The organism is Halococcus morrhuae DSM 1307, from assembly GCF_000336695.1.
Taxonomy (GTDB): Archaea; Halobacteriota; Halobacteria; order Halobacteriales; family Halococcaceae; genus Halococcus; species Halococcus morrhuae.
In genome coordinates this window covers 22,010-37,630 of record NZ_AOMC01000087.1, presented here as the reverse complement: position 1 = coordinate 37,630, position 15,621 = coordinate 22,010, and the positions used below count along the sequence as shown (strand labels likewise).

Below are 15,621 nucleotides of genomic sequence, written 5' to 3'. Positions count from 1 at the left end.
AAAACCCGTCACCAAAAGGGACGAGTCACGCACCACGACACCAGCGGCTCGCGAAGGCTGCCACCAACCTCCGGAATCGGGATCCATACTCGCGTTTCAGCCCTGTTCTGGCTGCGTCTCGAACGTACTAGCGGGCGAGAATTCAGTCAACTCCTCGATTTCCTGTTCCAAGCGCTCGATTTCCTGACGTAGGACGTCCGCCTCGGGGTCGTCGCTGACTGCCAACCGGTCTTTGAGTCCCTGCAGGCGCGTCTCCTTGCGTTCTTCGTCCACCTCGGCCTTGCGCACGTANCTGACTGCCAACCGGTCTTTGAGTCCCTGCAGGCGCGTCTCCTTGCGTTCTTCGTCCACCTCGGCCTTGCGCACGTACTCGCTTTCGGAAACATCGTAAACGGCCGATTCGGACACTGAAACGACATCCAGCGCTTCCTCGATTTTCGAGCGGTCAACGCCGACGAGTTGGTCGCGGTCGATGCCAGTCTCTGCGAACGCATCGAGCACTTCCTCATCGTCTTTGAGCGAGCGGTTCCGGCGCGTCGTCCGCTGAACCGANGAACGCATCGAGCACTTCCTCATCGTCTTTGAGCGAGCGGTTCCGGCGCGTCGTCCGCTGAACCGAACCGTACTGGCCGTGGACTGGGCAGTCGTGACCGACGCGCTCCAAGAGCACATCGGTCACGTCCTGCCGCAGGTCGTTGGCGTTGCGCTGGACGTCCGACAACAGCGTGTAGAGGTTCACCAGCACGGGCGTCTCGACGCTTTCGAGAGCGCTCATGTCCTCGCGTTCGAGCGCATCAATCAGCAAGAGCATGTCCGAGTAGACGTCGATCTCGGGTTCTTCACGCTCGCTGTCCTGCTGGTCGTCTGCATTCGCGGTCATCGACAAGTGCGGTGCATCGTCCAGTACGGCGCTTTCGTCTGCCTCATCGAGCTCAGTCAACGTGTTCTCGCGTTCATCAAGTACGTAGCGTGGGTGGAGTGCGAGCACCGCCGCGTACGGTTCGGCTTGCGTCGGCAGCCGGGAAAGTTCGTAGCCATCGATTGCCTCGCGAGTGTGCTCGGCGAGTGCTTCGAACTGCTCGCGTTGCAGCGGTTGTGAGTCACCCGAATCGACGTCTTCGATGATGACGCGCTGATCCTGGATGTCGGTGATCCGGAATCGCTTCGACGCCAGCGGCGTGATCAGCGTCGCGTCGGCGGGCAGTTTCTCACAGCGCTCGATCAGCGTCCCCCACGTCGCGCCGAACGGAATCACCATAGGCACCACTCAGAACGTCACTGTCTAAAGAGCCGTGGGCGACACACCGGATCCCGAGTGGAAAACGGCTCTCTGGCGCGGTTCACCCCTCACACCACGTCGCTGTGGACGGGCACGGACGGGCGGGACGAAGCAGCTTCACCCAGCTCATGAAGCTATGTCATAGGACGCAATCTCGGTTGACCCGCATCCCGGGCAGGAATCAGCCTCTGGCTCGACGTTCACACCGCAGTGACGGCACTCAACGATCGGCTCCTCTGTCGTTCGCGAGAGTATCCGTCTGATTGTCCGTATCATAAGGGGGGGGGCGTGTGAGACACTCGTTGAAGACCGGATCTACACCGGCCTCGACATCCAGCTATCCGCCGGGCGATGATAGAACCTTTCCAATCGGCCTGACAGGGAAATTCCGCCAGAAACGACCTGCTGGCTGTGTCTCGGCGAGTTCCATTTACTCATCGGTCGGTGTGATTCGGACGGTCTCACCAACGTAGTAGATATGGCCGCGGCTTTCGAGCTCGGTCAGCGCTGCTTGGGCATCGGCTTGCCCAAAGCGCTCGTCGGTCCGAATCACTTCGAGAGCCTCCTCTTTCGCAAGCTTCTCGCCGGATCCACCGGCGGCTTCGATCAGCAGCGCAAGCGTGTCTTCGGCGAACGGCGATATCCGTCGCCCCTCATCCATACCCGTTGTTTCAATCGCCTGTATATGAGTCTGTATCAGGTCCTCGAACTACAACTCGTCGAGATACTCGATACCCTCTTTCGAGACGTTCGCTTGGGTTATCGTCTCGGCCATCCAGTCGGGTTTGTCCTCTGGTGCCTGCTCGCGCCACGCCCACCCCTCGTAGATGTGGAGTTTCTTCGTTCCCTTCTCCCGCATGCGAAAGCTCTCCCGGCTCGCTTGGGCCTCGCTGTCAGCTGGATCGAGTCGCCGAGCGGCTTTGAGTGCCGCCTGTCGTGGTATCTGTCCGGAGAAAACGCTTGTTTCCTCACCACTCTCCTCACGCAATGCGAAGTTTCGGGGATCGTCTGATGTGCTGGCCATGGTTTTCCCAAGCGAACACAGTGCAGACACAGTGATAAATGTACCTGCGTCTGGCGGTTTCTCCCGATAAATACTGCCCTCTTCGGCTGAAGAGAGTTACTGACCGTCAGATGTCTCGCTCTGATCTCGGCCTGATCGAACCTCTGCGAACGCGACGTTCTCGCGGACTTCTGTGATCTCGACGGTCACTTCGTCGCCGGGTCGCGCTCCCGGTACGATCAGCACGTATCCACGATCGGTTTTCGCTATCCCATCACCCTGATCGCCCAACGATTCGATGGTCACCTCGCGGATCGCTCCCTCAGACACCGGTGGCTTCGAAGTTACTGAGGCTGCCGAATCCGTCGATAGGTCCTGCTGTTGGTCGTCGCTTCCCGCGGGTCCTGAATCTTCGAGGATCACCACTCGATAGGTCTCGCCTGCGGTAATCGCTCCCACGTCGAGTTCCTCCTTTGGTACCTCAATCGTGTAGGAGTCGCCTGCTTCCGTGACTGAATCGGTGAACAGACACGCCAGTCGGTCGGGTATCTCGACCATTAGACGTCCTCACCGTCGTTGCTGATCACTGGTATTCCTAAGGAATTGCTTCCGAAAACACATATCCAAGAAATTGTAACACTACTCATGGTTTCACGTCTCTGGCGAGACGTATTGCTCTTCCCACTCCCGACGGGCTTCGATCTCGCGGTGCCCACGCTGGGTCACCTGATAGTAGTTTGTTCGTTTGTCGAGTTCACCCTTTTCCAGCAATCCCTTCTCGACAAGCGTGTCGAGGTTCGGGTAGAGTCGCCCATGATGAATCTCCGTCTCATAGTAGCCTTCGAGTTCGTCTTTGAGTTCGAGCCCGTTCGGTTCGTCCTTGCCAGCAGCGGCGTACAGCAGGTCGCGCTGAAAGCCAGTTAGATCATACATATCTATAACGTGGTCATTCTGGCAGTAAAATATATCGGTATGTAGATAGCGAGTGAGCCATCCAGCACGGTTCATTCTCGAATTGCATGGATTCGGAGTCGCCGATAGTCTGCATACCATGTCTGCCCTTCACGCAACGTGTCTTCGGTACGAGATTCGATCGCAGAGAAAACCGAGTCTAGTTCCTCATCAGGAACACCTGCAAGCAGACTATCTCCGAACATCTCCAGCCAATTGCGAAGGCCATCTTCACCTTCGAGCTCGGTTGGGCGGTCGAAGAGGACAGCGTATCGTACCTCAAAGTCGTGATCTTCGAGACGGTTAGTGTACTCCCCCACACTCGGGAAATACCACGGGTTCGTTCCTTCGTATCCGCGCTCGGCAAGTTCTGTTTCGATAGCTGATACAATCGTTTCGACGTTACCTCTTCCACCAAATTCAACGACGAATTGGCCGCCAGGACGGAGGAGGTCCGTAACCGAAGAGAGGACCTGATCCATGTCCTGCTCTGGTATCCAATGAAGTGTTGCATTCGAGAAAATGGCGTCAAAGGAACCATCAATGTCGTCAGTGAGTGACCGAGCGTCGGCATGAATGAATTCTAACTCAGGATACGAGTCACGAGCGCGGCTAATCATGTCCGAGGAACTATCGACACCGACAACCGATCCATCTCCTTCGGCAAGGCGAGCGGTCAGATGCCCAGTGCCGCAACCCAGGTCAAGAACACGATCTCCCAATTCTCGTTCGAGGAGTTCGATTACATCACCGCCATATTCGTGAACGAACGAGTGACTTTCATCGTAGTCATCTGGATTCCATGTATTCGACGCCGACTCCTTCGATCCATTGCGAGACAGAAGGTATCGATGATGTTATATATACTGGTCTGTCCAGAAATCAGTCAGACGATGTGGTAGTGCTCAATAACAGATCAGCCATTAGGTGGATGATGAAATGTCATCCATTTCTACAAATCACAAATATCGCTAGAATGCTTTGTCCTCGGCTAACTGCTGGGCGTCTTCTCGATCCATTGGGCCCTGCTCGGAAAGTCTCTTGAGAAAGTCATCAATTGTATTCTTATTTGGCTTGATCCCAACAGATTCGAGAATTTTTCTTGCGCCACCACGACCTGTCCCCTCGCCAAAGATCAGTGTCCGTTCCCCACCGAATCGTGACGGATCGAACGGTTCGAAGGCACTCGGTTCGTCAAGCATGGCTGCTGTGTGGAGACCTGCCTCGTGAGTCGTCGCTTCCCGGCCAAGGATAGGCTTTCGAGCTGAAATTTCTTCACCCAAGGCATCAATCACTTCGTCAGCTACAGGAATAAGGCGCTGTGGGTCAACACCGAAAGAATCGTCATATTCGAGATCACCGATTGCGACGATCTCTTCAAGCGCCGGATTCCCAACGCGCTCGCCAAGTGCAGCAATGCTGAGATCCGCATTGCTGACCCCGCATTCGTACGCCGTCAAAACGTTTGCTGATCCGACACCGAGATCATTGTGGAAATGAACACCAACCCGTCCGATGTCAACATGAGACGAGAGCTGTTCAAGCGTGGAACGTACCGATGTTGGTGAGCGCCGTCCAACCGTATCAGCTAGCCCAATCATACGAAGATCATCGAATCTCTCGAAAACCTGCAGAAGGTGTTCGTTCTCAGTTCGGAATCCGTCAAGAATCATTAGTTGAACGGTTATTCCTTCTTTCCGACCAACCCGCAGCGCATCGTCCATCATCTCCAGCACCTCGTCGCGGGATTTCCCCAAATCATGTTTGAGATGCAACTCCGAGATCGGTGCGAATACCTCAACCACGTCAGCGTTCGCCGCCACAGCTGCTTCGACATCTTGTTCGAGTGCTCTGGCTATCGCGACGGTTTCAGCATCGGCTCGTGACGACAGCTCACGAACCACCTCGCGTTCTATTTCACCCGCAGCAGGAAATCCGGGCTGGAGACGATCGACACCGAGGCTATCGATAGCTTCACCCGCCTGAATGCGTTGCTCAGCTGTATACGAACGTCCTGGCATCTGAGCGCTCTCGCGGATGGTAACGTCAGTCAGTTGCACTTAGATCACCTTTTCGTCCCGGAGACGCTGGTACTCTTCTTCGTCCAGTCCAAGACGATCGCAGTATATCTCATTGTTGTGCTGTCCCCGCTCACCGCCGAGGCGCTTAACCTCACCAGGTGTCTCGGAGAATTTCGGTACCGGAGCGTGTGTCGTTACCTCTCCGAGGTCGTCGTCTGAAACCGTGACCAGATCCTCACGAGCCGCAAACTGCTCGTCCTCAAATACGTCGGCAATATCGTAGACAGGACCAACGATAGCACCCGCTTGCTCCATCTTCGAAATTGCCTGTTCGGTAGTGCGTTGGCGCGTCCACTCCTCGATGAGTGTGTCTAGTTCTTCAGCGTTTTCTACCCGAACAGCGTTATTCCTGAATCGGGAGTCATTAATGAGATCATCGCGTCCAATGGCTGCCATCACATTCTCGAAGATATTCTGTGAGGATGCTGAGAGAGCAACATACCCGTCCTCAGTTTCATACAAATTGCGAGGTGCCGATCGAACATCGCGGTTGCCAGTGCGGGTAGGAACGATTCCCTCGGTGTCATACGCTTCAACATCCCCGATCATCAGTCGGAATAGGGGCTCGAATAGGCTAACATCAATAACTTGCCCTGACCGTCCCTGGACATCGCGAGCGTAAATGGCGAACATCGCTCCTTGGACTGCAAACATCGCGGCTGTGAGATCTGCTAGTGGAATCGGTGGGGAAAGTGGTCGACTGTTCTGGAATCCGTTGATATGGGTAAACGTCGACATCGATTCCGCAATCGTTCCGAATCCTGGCTGACTTGCTTTCGGACCAGTTTGACCGTAGCCCGAGAGCCGAATCATGACGAGACCGTCGTTGTTCTCGCTCAATGTTTCGTAGTTCAGATTCCAGCTTTCCATCGTTCCTGGACGGAAGTTTTCGACGACGATGTCGACACTATCTGCAAGCCGACGAGTCAGTGTCTGGCCGTCTTCCGTACTCAGATCAAGTGTGATATGGCGCTTGTTTCGGCCAAGACTCTTCCAGTAGAATGACTCGTCATCTGAACGTGGTTGCCAGTCCCGTACTGGGTCATTGTATGTTGGATGCTCAACAGATATTACATCGGCACCGAAATCTGCGAGCATGACTGTGCTGAATCCACCGCTGACCATCGTGGTCAGATCGAGAACATCGAGTCCCTCAAGCGGGGTTGCCGAATCGTCCATCAATCACACCTCCGTCTGTCTGGTAATTGGTGCCCGAATACGCTCGCCGTCAGCGGCGAAGAGATAAATTTCGTCGAGGGCCGCCCCGACGGTGATAGTGTCTCCCGGTTCGAGATCACTCACTTCCTCAGTCACGACGTTTACCTCTCGGTTTCCTTCGACAGTAGTCGTGTGAACAACGTAGTCGATGCCAAGGGGTTCAATCACATCGATGTCGACGTCAAATTCGATGTCACCACCGGCGATTGAGAGGTACTGTGGCCGGATTCCTATCCGTATTCGTTCCTCGTTGGAGGCGGCTTCTGGTAACGAAACAGTTCCTGACTCCAGTTGGGCCACGTCACCATCAACCTCACACTCGAGAACGTTTGTCGACGGGGTCCCGATGAAGGTGGCAACATGTTCAGAAACCGGATCATGAAAGATTGTCTCGGGTGCGTCGAATTGTTCGACGGTTCCGGAACGCATGACGGCAATCTTATCACTCATCGTCATGGCTTCGTTTTGATCGTGAGTGACGTAGACAAAGGTGGCATCCAACTCACGGTGAAGCCGCTGGAATTCTACGCGAAGTTCCTCTTTGAGTTTCGCGTCGAGATCGCTCATTGGCTCGTCCAGCAGGAGTATTTCTGGATCTTCCACGAATGCTCGTCCAAGAGCCACTCGCTGCTGTTGACCGCCGGACAGTTCCGATGGTGATTTGTCGAGCTGATCGGCAATCTGGAGGCTTTGTGCGGCCTGTTCAGCGCGCTCATTCCGCTCGTCTTCTGGCACACCGTGAATTTTCGGTCCGTAATTGATGTTCTCGCGGCATGTCATGTGCGGGTACAGCGCGATGTTCTGGAAAACCATCGACAGAGGCCGGTCCTGAGGAGACTCGTCAGTCACGTCTTGATCCCCAATCGTGATCCGACCGCTAGTTGGGGACTCAAGTCCGGATATTATCCTCAGCAGCGTCGTCTTACCAGATCCAGACGGTCCAACTAACGTAACGAACTCGTTGTCTGGGATGGTTAGTGACACATCGTTCACTGCAACGATACTCCCGTACTCCTTCGTGATTCCGTCAAGTGTGATTTCTTTTGCCATTGTTTATCACCCGTGTCCAAGGTTGAACCCTTGCAAGAGGTAGTTCTGAAGAAACGCTGCCACTAGGAACGGCGGAAAGCTCATGATGAGCATCATCGACATCTGCTCACCCCAACCGACGAATACCTCTTGGAAAATGAGTTCCGAACCAACTGTCAGAGGATAGAGTGCCTGATCGTTAAGCACGACTTTCACCATCGTGTAGTCGTTCCACGCAACGGCGAACGCAAAGATAGCGACGGAAATGTAGCCAGGCCGAGCCAACGGTAGTACAATATCACGTGCCGCCCGCCATCTGCTAGCACCTCGAGTCCACGCAGATTCTTCGTACGCGATTGGGATGTTTTGGAAATACTGCCACATCAGCCAGATTGAGAAAGGTGCCGAGATGGCAGTGACAGCCAAGACTGCCGAAATATATTGGTTCAGAAGACCAAGTCTGAAGAAAATGATGTACAGCGGGATTGCCAGCACGATCGGACTAATCATATAACTAAATAGGACAACGCGTGCAATGATCGATTTNAGTCTGAAGAAAATGATGTACAGCGGGATTGCCAGCACGATCGGACTAATCATATAACTAAATAGGACAACGCGTGCAATGATCGATTTACCCGCCAAATCGTATCGTGTGAGACTGTAGCCCGAAACTACAGCTAATGCCGTCGAAAGAAGCACCGACGCTCCAGTGATGATAACACTGTTGACGAAATACGAAACGGTCGATGTTTCGTTGATGAGTGTTTTGAAGTTTTCTAGTGACAACGCCGGCGGAATTAGCGTTAACTGACCGCCACTGAACAATGTTTCCGGCGTCTGTACCGCAACGACGATCATCATGTACAACGGAGTCAGTACGAAGATAACCACCAGCAGAGCGATGACATAGAGTGCAACTTTCCACACACGTTTCTGTATCGGATTTGGGATTAATCCTCCCGGACCGCCAAATATTCTCTCGAACATTTAGCTCGTCACCTCTTCTTCGGGGTTAAGTACAGTGAAGTAGACAACACCAACCACTGAGAGAAGTAAAAACATGATGACAGCAAGTGCAGTGCCCTGTCCAAACTGTCCAAGTCGGATCGAAAGATCGTAGACTCTGATGGGAAGGGTTGTCGTCACTCCTGCAGGCCCTCCTCGAGTAGTCAACCATATCACATCAAATTTGTTGAACATCCATATTCCTCGAACAAGGAGAATGAGCAGGATCGCTCCGCGGAGGTGAGGAAACGTGATATCACGGAACTGCTGCCACTGGGAGGCTCCTTGGACCTTGGCACGTTCGAAATATTCGTCGGGGATTGCCTGCAAATTTGCTAAAATTATGAAGAATGCGAACGATCCCCACTTCCAGACGCTAGCCGTCACAATGCTCGGCATCGCCAAAGACACGTTCCCGAAGAACGCAATCGGGGCAGATATTAACCCTAAGTCAAGCAAAACACGATTGACTAATCCCAGATTCTGATCAAGGAGGAACTGCCACAGAAAGACCACGACAACGGTTGGAAGCAAATATGGAAAGACCATCAGTGTACGGAGTACGCCACCGCCGGCGATGACCCGATTGACGACGAGGGCGAAAAATAACCCTACAAGCAGGCACAGTAGCGTCGTACTGATAGCGAACAAGGTACTATTCCATAAGAAAAATAGAAAATCACTGCTAGTGAGGACAGCAACATAATTACTCAATCCAACAAACTCTGGCACACCGAGTGGGTTGTTAAGTAAACTTGACCAGACCGAGTACCCCAACGGGACAAACCAGAGTACACCAAAGAAGACAACCAACGGAGCGAGAAGGACCAGAACGACAAGCCGGTCTCTATCTATACCACCGCTCAGTCGTGATCGAGTATTCTCTACAACACCCATGTTAGAGGTTGCGAAGCTGTTTGGCAAGCCAGTCGACTGTCTCTTCTGGAGAGCGGTTGCCGTAGAGTAGTTCGGAAGCCGCTTGACCGTACAGCTGCTGAGAGTACGCGTTTGCAGCAAGAGCGTTAGGCTTTCCGTTGTCACCCGTATTCAGTACTGGTGCCATCTGATCCCAATTGCTTTCGACAACATCCAGGAATTTAGGTACAGCATTGTATATCTCTGCTTTCCTGTATCGTTCATCCTGAATACCCTTTTTCGAAGTTGGGAAGCTAAATGGCGCAGTTTCTCGCAGGTATTTGAAATAATAATCTGACTGCATGAAAAATTTAATAAACTCCTTCCCACCTTTGACGTTATCAGCTTTTTTATATGCATAGATGCCTTCAAAGTACGACCACCACTGACTCGGGTCTTGACCACTGGCAACGGGATACGGAGCCGGTGTAAACTTCGAGGTGAGATCAGGACGATTCGCCTGGATTTCTTGAATAGCCAATCCTCCTAGACCCGCCCAGCCAACGAGTTGGTTTTGGATCAACGCATTAGTACAATCNGGACGATTCGCCTGGATTTCTTGAATAGCCAATCCTCCTAGACCCGCCCAGCCAACGAGTTGGTTTTGGATCAACGCATTAGTACAATCACCCCACTCCCAGCCGCTAGCTTTCGGGCCAAGCTCGTCCATCTCTTGTAGCCATTTCAGAGTCTGAACTGCCCGTTTGCGATTTTCACCTTTGTCGAAAACGACCTCAATATCAGTGCCGCTTCCACTGTAAAGATCAACGCCCCCATTCCAGAGGCTCTGATTCATATGAGTCGTCGCAGCGTTTGTTCGACCAGTTGGGACCGCATACGCAGCCTGCCCCTCCTGATCTTGAATGCGCTTGGCCTCTGACTGCCATTCCTCTCGTGTTCGAGGGTTACCCTTCACGATGTCTGATCGGTAGATCATTGTCAGCGGAGACGCCACCGCAGGTACCATGTAGGCGTCACCATCAACGGGGACAGTGTTTTTGACACCGAGCTCATCAACGACATCAGTCAGGGGTTCGGTCCGTCCTTTGCGCGTTTCGTTGTAACAGTCTGACGAGGTCTCAAAGACTAATGCAGGCAGATTTCCGGCAGACCGCATCTTTGCCAGTTGCTCATTGGTTGATGTTCCTTTTGGCACCCAAGTAATTTCAACCGTGTAATCAGAATTATTGTTGAATTCCTTGGCTGCTGCTTCCCACGTGTCACGTGCGGAACGGTCATTGAGGAAGGCAACTTTGTTTTCTTGTTTAGATAGGTTGGTTGTACCTCCAGTATTGTTCGTTCCTTGTCCACCTTGTCCAGAACTACCGATACAGCCAGCGGTTCCCAAACCGATGGCTGCACCCGCTGTTCCGAGAAGTCGCCGGCGAGTTGTAGTCGGTTCGTCCATGATACTAGACCACATATGACGTTGCAGAGATTGAGTATGGAAATTTCCCCCACAAGTGTAGGCCCTTTATACACAAAAGGGAGTAGCCTCCTAGAGAACCGATAAATAGAGTACAGTGATCAACCTGCAACTATTGGTTAGGTTATTACTGCAATTGCATCGCTATCTGTGACTTGTGATACTATTTTGGTTTGGCAGTTCGTTATTAAGTATTTCGCCGAGAATCTTGGACTCAGATTTTCTGACATGCTCAAGAAAAGTCGCATGCGTTATTCCAAGTTGATTAGCGAGGGTCTCTGCATCAGTGCGCCGGGGCCAGTCGAAATATCCCTCATTATACGCCAGTTCAAGTACTTCTGATTGGCGTGCAGATAAGATAGAGGTGGGTTTGCCGACCGGGCGAAGTTGCTCTAACTGAACCGTGCCAAGATCTTCAAGTTCCCCGATTATCTCTTTTATAGTTTCACGATCAGAAACTACAATATTAAACGTACGATGAGTACCCTCAAACTTCGTCATCTTCCGAAGGGTTGCATGGTTATCACGAATGATTGGAAGAACACCTGAAGAGCGCTTGGTAATGAGCAATTGAGAATCAGGAAGTGGTTTCACTGACTGAACTGCATTTGCCTTTTGCAGGATATCCATGATTTCGTCCTTGTACTGTCCGGCATTGATAACGAAGCGTATATTATCACCTTCAATAACCTCGAAATAATAGACCGGGAATGATTCATCCCTGATCGTACTCAAGTCACTAAGGACATAGTCGTCATTTAGATCGATATGGATGGTAGCGCTATTCATAGTTGAATATCTAGCAGACACCGATATGAATGTCCGGTGTATGTTGCTGGCACTGCTGCCAATCGCAGCCCTGAGGAAAATTTCCGATTGAGGCTTTTCTACGGAGGATTTCTCACACTATTCAGAGATTCATAAGAGTCCGCATGATAAGCGACACGCCAGAGTTTGAGAACAGCGCGAGTGACAAGCACTTCGGGCGATTGCTTGATACAGGAATCTTCGACTTCGTTGGGGTCGGAGGTTGCGTCAGGTGGTGGGTGATAGTGTTCGGATCCAAGGGCGTGGATATAGTCACCATCGTGGGGATGCTTTCCCCAGCGAACGTTCACCTCTTCAGTGTCCGTGTAGTGAAACTTGTAATCCGCTTGGATCGACCACTGGATATCGATCCGAGAGGCGTCAGCACTACCGAGTCCATCGTCGAACGTGACTTCGAGGACGGTTGGGTTGAGGTAGTCGTCCAGCGCTGGTGTTGCAAGCGGCTCTTCTCGTTCGATAATCTGACGAACGGTGAGGAGTGCCGAACGATCGATCGGCCCTCGAAGTGAGTGAGATTCGTCGGCTTCAGTTACCCTCATCATCTGTCAGGCGAGAGCATTTTCATCGGACGATCGGAGATCATCATCGACGAACCGCTGGGCATTCGCGATCGAAAGCGCGGCGTTTGCAAACGCAAGATTTCGTCGTGTCGTCTGCCACTCTTGGATCGTCTCCGCGTCGATTTCGCTCTTCGCTGAGGTGGACTCCGAGAGCGTCTCGTTTGTTCGCTTGATAGTCAGCTCTTTGGGTGAATCGACACCGTATTCGCGCTGATAATCAGTAAGTTGCTCGCGCATCTCTGCGATCCGCGCGTGGAGTTCCTCCGTCGAGACGTGCTCAAGAATGTCAGCAGCCTGTTCAACGACGAGCGATTTCGGCGATCGACGATAAGTTATCCCTCCGTGTTCGCCAGTTGCGGTAACGACGAATCCCTCGTCAGCGAGTGCATTCAGATGCTTGCGTGCTGTCGTCGGCGACGTCCGCGCATTGTCAGCGACTGTACCGGCCGAAACAGCTGCATATGTATGTGCAATGATCTGGCGTACGCGCTCGTAGGGAGTTGTCTCTGATTCCCATTCCTCCCCGACCGTACTGTTGATGTTGTCGAACTCGTCCGGTGGAGAACGGTCGCTCATAGGGGTACTAGCGATGCGAGGTAGTATAGGCCTTTGGCGAAACACCATATTTTGGTGGGTGTACCGATATCTTCGTAGTGCCGGTGAATCGCAATTGTTAGCACTCGCGTCAGACGTCTGGCTGACGAGACGTTAAGATCTCTAAGACCGCATAGACAGATTAGATCGTTATGCCATCAAAGATTGCCGTCTCAAATCAGAAAGGTGGTGTCGGGAAGACCACTGTAGCCATCAACACCGCGGGCGCACTTGCTCAACGAGGACGCGACGTGTTGTTTGTTGATCTTGATGCGCAGGGTCACGGTACCGAAGGGTTGGGTCTTGCTGAGGAATATGAGCGAGAACCGCCTCATCTTGGGACTATCCTGACTGATCTTGATGAACAGAAGCAAATCACTGATCTCATCGTTGAACACGAAGAGTTCGATGTGCTCCCGAGTAATATTGACATGTTCGGATTGGAGACCGATCTTACGGGAGCAATCCGGAGCCGCGAGCGTTTTTCAATGGCACTTGACGAGCTGAACCACGAATACGAGTTCATCATCACTGACTGTCCACCAAGTCTGGGCCACGTAACGGACAACGCGCTCTTAGCTTGTCCAAACGTTCTGATTCCTGCGCTGGCCGAAGGAACATCAATCAGAGCGCTGGAAATCCTCTATGACCAAATCGATTCGCTCGAAAATGGCTACGAAACCACTATCCGCGACATTGGACTTGTCGCCAATCGAGTTGAGGCGGACGGAGAAGCCAAAGAGATGATGGGCTGGTTCGAAGACACGTTCGGCGCGCGCATTCCAGTATGGGAGGTTCGAAAACGTGTTGCTCTCAAGCGTGCGTGGTCGGCCGGCGTTTCCATTTTCCGCCATGAAGAGGAAAGCGACATGGAATCTGTCTTTCTCGAAATTGCCAAACATTTGGAGGAGATCAAAGATGAGTGAAGATCGTCAGGAACGCTCCGATAGACTGAAACAACGATTCGACCGGGATCGCGATGCGAATGAGGATAATGACGGAAATGATGAATCTGAAGAAGGGACGGCTACTGCATCAGATGGGAGCGAAAACGACGAATCACTACCAACGGGCGACAATCCAATCGTCGATGACCAACCAGACGAATCCAAAACACCAGTCAAGGACCGGCCAAGCGTATTGATGTACCTTCCTGAAGATTTACACACTGAGCTGGATATCCGCTTCGATGAACTCAATGCCCGCTACAAGCGTGAGCACGATCAACCACTCGAGAAAAACCGAGATTATTATCCGGCAGTCATCAAAGCCAGCTTAGAGGGAAAAGACGTCAAAGACATCTTAGACATCTAATACCGCTAAGAAGACATCAACCGAATTTCTGAAATCGGCAAATTCCTCCGTTCACACTCGTTATAGATGGATTGACGAATTTCAGCCTGTCATAGATATCTTAGACAGTTAAGATAGCATAATCAGCTTAGGGATGATAGACGTTTAAGCTCCGACTCTGCCAAAACGACGGATGTCTATCAGCTATATCTATCCATGATTGCTGCAGCCAGTTCGTCAGCACGCTGTGAACCAATCACTACCGACTTTTCACCGTCTCGCTGAAGTTCGACACCCTCGCCTCGGGCCGTCATATAGGCGATCGTCGATGGTGTCCAGCGAATGCCGATCCCTCCGTAGGTCAAGAGACCGAACTCTGTGACCTCACAACTCTCAATCTCGTCGAAGCGGATCTGTCGGAACGAACGATGGAACGGTGCAAAGCGAACGTACACACCATCCTCACGCACTTCCGTCGTCAGCCGAACGAGCCAAAAGAGAACAGCAATGGCGACAACAACCNACGGTGCAAAGCGAACGTACACACCATCCTCACGCACTTCCGTCGTCAGCCGAACGAGCCAAAAGAGAACAGCAATGGCGACAACAACCACCAGCCCCGCTCCCGCGCTCGCTATCACCGAGACGGTTCCGATGGCTCCGATGAGCAGCCAGATCCATGGCTGCCCAAACCGCTGCATCTCTTCGAAGGCCTCTGTGCCCATATCCTCCGTAGAGAGCAGAGATAGTTATCTACTCTGTCCGTGCTTGGAGATAGATCGCGATTCGACCCGGGATAGCAACGATTGAGACAGTGATTCCAGTGAGAAGCGTCCACGTTGGTACGAGACGTAACACTGCCTGAAACAGCAACGAGAACACCAAGAGACCCCCGAACCGATATTCATGAATCTCCCAAAATCGCCGGGCGCGCTCGCTCATAGTCGAGACGACGAGTGAAACACCCAGCACCACACCCAGGAGAATCGATCCGTTGAGACGGACTGGCGTGATTTTGACATCGAAAAAGGGTGGTTGAAATATTAGGAAACTACCGAGGACGATAAACATCAGCAAAAGCCAGCCAAGCTCGTAGAGCAGACCTGCGGTTGAATCTAATTCGTTCCACTCCTCTGGGATGATCGGCATCGCTGATTCAAAAATTGACACACCAACTGATAGTTGCAACGGTAGGCACTACTAACGAAGGACTGGTGACACCCGGCTATATCCGGCTCAATTATCGCAGTCAGTTCGTTGAATCACTGTGACGCTCAATCTGTTCGACATCCTGTGGGTACACCAGAATCAGGCGACCACTCTCTTCGTCAAGGAGCCATCCATCTATCCGTTCTTCGACCAGCGTGCCACGGAGGGTGTCGCCGTCGTTCATCTCTATTACCACCGGTGCTGGCGGGTCAGGCACGTTCATGCGA

General features: G+C 52.4%; 17 protein-coding genes and 1 pseudogene. 2 read left to right on the top strand and 16 right to left on the bottom strand.

Annotation, left to right across the window (positions count from 1 at the left end; genetic code table 11):
• Positions 1-96: 96 nt before the first annotated feature.
• From C448_RS17060 to C448_RS05900, 14 genes and pseudogenes are all read right to left on the bottom strand, one after another.
• Positions 97-1,258: pseudogene (locus tag C448_RS17060) on the bottom strand (hypothetical protein).
• Positions 1,259-1,709: 451 nt separating this feature from the next.
• On the bottom strand, positions 1,710-1,940 hold the full coding sequence (locus tag C448_RS05965; RefSeq protein WP_004052730.1) for a hypothetical protein: 231 nt from the start codon (positions 1,938-1,940) through the stop codon (positions 1,710-1,712).
• 48 nt (positions 1,941-1,988) lie between these two features.
• The gene (locus C448_RS05960) at positions 1,989-2,303 is read right to left on the bottom strand and encodes a non-histone chromosomal MC1 family protein (RefSeq protein ID WP_049916106.1); all 315 of its coding nucleotides are present in this window, start codon (positions 2,301-2,303) and stop codon (positions 1,989-1,991) included.
• Positions 2,304-2,399: 96 nt separating this feature from the next.
• Positions 2,400-2,840, bottom strand: coding sequence for a TRAM domain-containing protein (locus C448_RS05955; RefSeq protein WP_004052726.1), 441 nt, complete (start codon positions 2,838-2,840; stop codon positions 2,400-2,402).
• Between the two features lie 93 nt (positions 2,841-2,933).
• Entirely contained in the window at positions 2,934-3,215 is a 282-nt protein-coding gene (locus tag C448_RS05950; RefSeq protein ID WP_004052724.1) for a helix-turn-helix transcriptional regulator, read from the bottom strand.
• Between the two features lie 71 nt (positions 3,216-3,286).
• Complete coding sequence (locus tag C448_RS05945; protein ID WP_338034750.1) at positions 3,287-3,976, bottom strand: class I SAM-dependent methyltransferase; 690 nt, start codon at positions 3,974-3,976, stop codon at positions 3,287-3,289.
• A 228-nt stretch (positions 3,977-4,204) separates the two neighbouring features.
• Entirely contained in the window at positions 4,205-5,293 is a 1,089-nt protein-coding gene (locus C448_RS05940; RefSeq protein WP_004052718.1) for a LeuA family protein, read from the bottom strand.
• A complete protein-coding gene (locus C448_RS05935; protein WP_004052716.1) occupies positions 5,294-6,493 on the bottom strand; it encodes a CaiB/BaiF CoA transferase family protein in 1,200 nt (399 codons plus the stop codon).
• A 3-nt stretch (positions 6,494-6,496) separates the two neighbouring features.
• The gene (locus tag C448_RS05930; protein ID WP_004052714.1) at positions 6,497-7,582 is read right to left on the bottom strand and encodes an ABC transporter ATP-binding protein; all 1,086 of its coding nucleotides are present in this window, start codon (positions 7,580-7,582) and stop codon (positions 6,497-6,499) included.
• Between the two features lie 6 nt (positions 7,583-7,588).
• Positions 7,589-8,161, bottom strand: coding sequence for a carbohydrate ABC transporter permease (locus C448_RS17205; RefSeq protein WP_455429052.1), 573 nt, complete (start codon positions 8,159-8,161; stop codon positions 7,589-7,591).
• Positions 8,162-8,551: 390 nt separating this feature from the next.
• Positions 8,552-9,466 (bottom strand): carbohydrate ABC transporter permease, encoded by a 915-nt coding sequence (locus tag C448_RS05920; RefSeq protein WP_080503168.1) that lies wholly within the window; start codon positions 9,464-9,466, stop codon positions 8,552-8,554.
• A 1,588-nt stretch (positions 9,467-11,054) separates the two neighbouring features.
• On the bottom strand, positions 11,055-11,699 hold the full coding sequence (locus C448_RS15475; protein ID WP_004052706.1) for a helix-turn-helix domain-containing protein: 645 nt from the start codon (positions 11,697-11,699) through the stop codon (positions 11,055-11,057).
• Between the two features lie 98 nt (positions 11,700-11,797).
• Complete coding sequence (locus C448_RS17055; RefSeq protein WP_080503167.1) at positions 11,798-12,280, bottom strand: hypothetical protein; 483 nt, start codon at positions 12,278-12,280, stop codon at positions 11,798-11,800.
• Positions 12,281-12,283: 3 nt separating this feature from the next.
• Positions 12,284-12,874 (bottom strand): DUF7342 family protein, encoded by a 591-nt coding sequence (locus tag C448_RS05900; protein WP_004052701.1) that lies wholly within the window; start codon positions 12,872-12,874, stop codon positions 12,284-12,286.
• A gap of 170 nt (positions 12,875-13,044) precedes the next feature.
• Here C448_RS05900 and C448_RS05895 point away from each other — a divergent pair, with 170 nt between their 5' ends.
• Entirely contained in the window at positions 13,045-13,818 is a 774-nt protein-coding gene (locus C448_RS05895; RefSeq protein WP_049916103.1) for a ParA family protein, read from the top strand.
• Positions 13,811-14,206, top strand: a complete 396-nt coding sequence (locus tag C448_RS15885) for a hypothetical protein (protein ID WP_152415532.1) — start codon at positions 13,811-13,813, stop codon at positions 14,204-14,206. Before C448_RS05895 ends, C448_RS15885 begins: the two co-directional genes overlap by 8 nt.
• Before the next feature lie 179 nt (positions 14,207-14,385).
• Here the strand turns inward: C448_RS15885 and C448_RS05885 are convergent, their stop codons facing one another.
• On the bottom strand, positions 14,386-14,886 hold the full coding sequence (locus C448_RS05885; protein ID WP_455429051.1) for a DUF6141 family protein: 501 nt from the start codon (positions 14,884-14,886) through the stop codon (positions 14,386-14,388).
• Positions 14,887-15,434: 548 nt separating this feature from the next.
• Positions 15,435-15,617, bottom strand: a complete 183-nt coding sequence (locus C448_RS15880) for a hypothetical protein (RefSeq protein WP_152415531.1) — start codon at positions 15,615-15,617, stop codon at positions 15,435-15,437.
• Positions 15,618-15,621: the final 4 nt, after the last annotated feature.

Excerpts from the sequence above, each read along its gene's own strand:
- C448_RS05950 (WP_004052724.1), bottom strand. The coding sequence starts at position 3,215 with ATGTATGATCTAACTGGCTTTCAGCGCGACCTGCTGTACGCCGCTGCT.
- C448_RS05935 (WP_004052716.1), bottom strand. The coding sequence starts at position 6,493 with ATGGACGATTCGGCAACCCCGCTTGAGGGACTCGATGTTCTCGATCTG.
- C448_RS05960 (WP_049916106.1), bottom strand. The coding sequence starts at position 2,303 with ATGGCCAGCACATCAGACGATCCCCGAAACTTCGCATTGCGTGAGGAG.
- C448_RS05900 (WP_004052701.1), bottom strand. The coding sequence starts at position 12,874 with ATGAGCGACCGTTCTCCACCGGACGAGTTCGACAACATCAACAGTACG.
- C448_RS05895 (WP_049916103.1), top strand. The coding sequence starts at position 13,045 with ATGCCATCAAAGATTGCCGTCTCAAATCAGAAAGGTGGTGTCGGGAAG.
- C448_RS05930 (WP_004052714.1), bottom strand. The coding sequence starts at position 7,582 with ATGGCAAAAGAAATCACACTTGACGGAATCACGAAGGAGTACGGGAGT.
- C448_RS05965 (WP_004052730.1), bottom strand. The coding sequence starts at position 1,940 with ATGGATGAGGGGCGACGGATATCGCCGTTCGCCGAAGACACGCTTGCG.
- C448_RS05955 (WP_004052726.1), bottom strand. The coding sequence starts at position 2,840 with ATGGTCGAGATACCCGACCGACTGGCGTGTCTGTTCACCGATTCAGTC.
- C448_RS17055 (WP_080503167.1), bottom strand. The coding sequence starts at position 12,280 with ATGATGAGGGTAACTGAAGCCGACGAATCTCACTCACTTCGAGGGCCG.
- C448_RS15885 (WP_152415532.1), top strand. The coding sequence starts at position 13,811 with ATGAGTGAAGATCGTCAGGAACGCTCCGATAGACTGAAACAACGATTC.
- C448_RS15475 (WP_004052706.1), bottom strand. The coding sequence starts at position 11,699 with ATGAATAGCGCTACCATCCATATCGATCTAAATGACGACTATGTCCTT.
- C448_RS15880 (WP_152415531.1), bottom strand. The coding sequence starts at position 15,617 with ATGAACGTGCCTGACCCGCCAGCACCGGTGGTAATAGAGATGAACGAC.
- C448_RS05920 (WP_080503168.1), bottom strand. The coding sequence starts at position 9,466 with ATGGGTGTTGTAGAGAATACTCGATCACGACTGAGCGGTGGTATAGAT.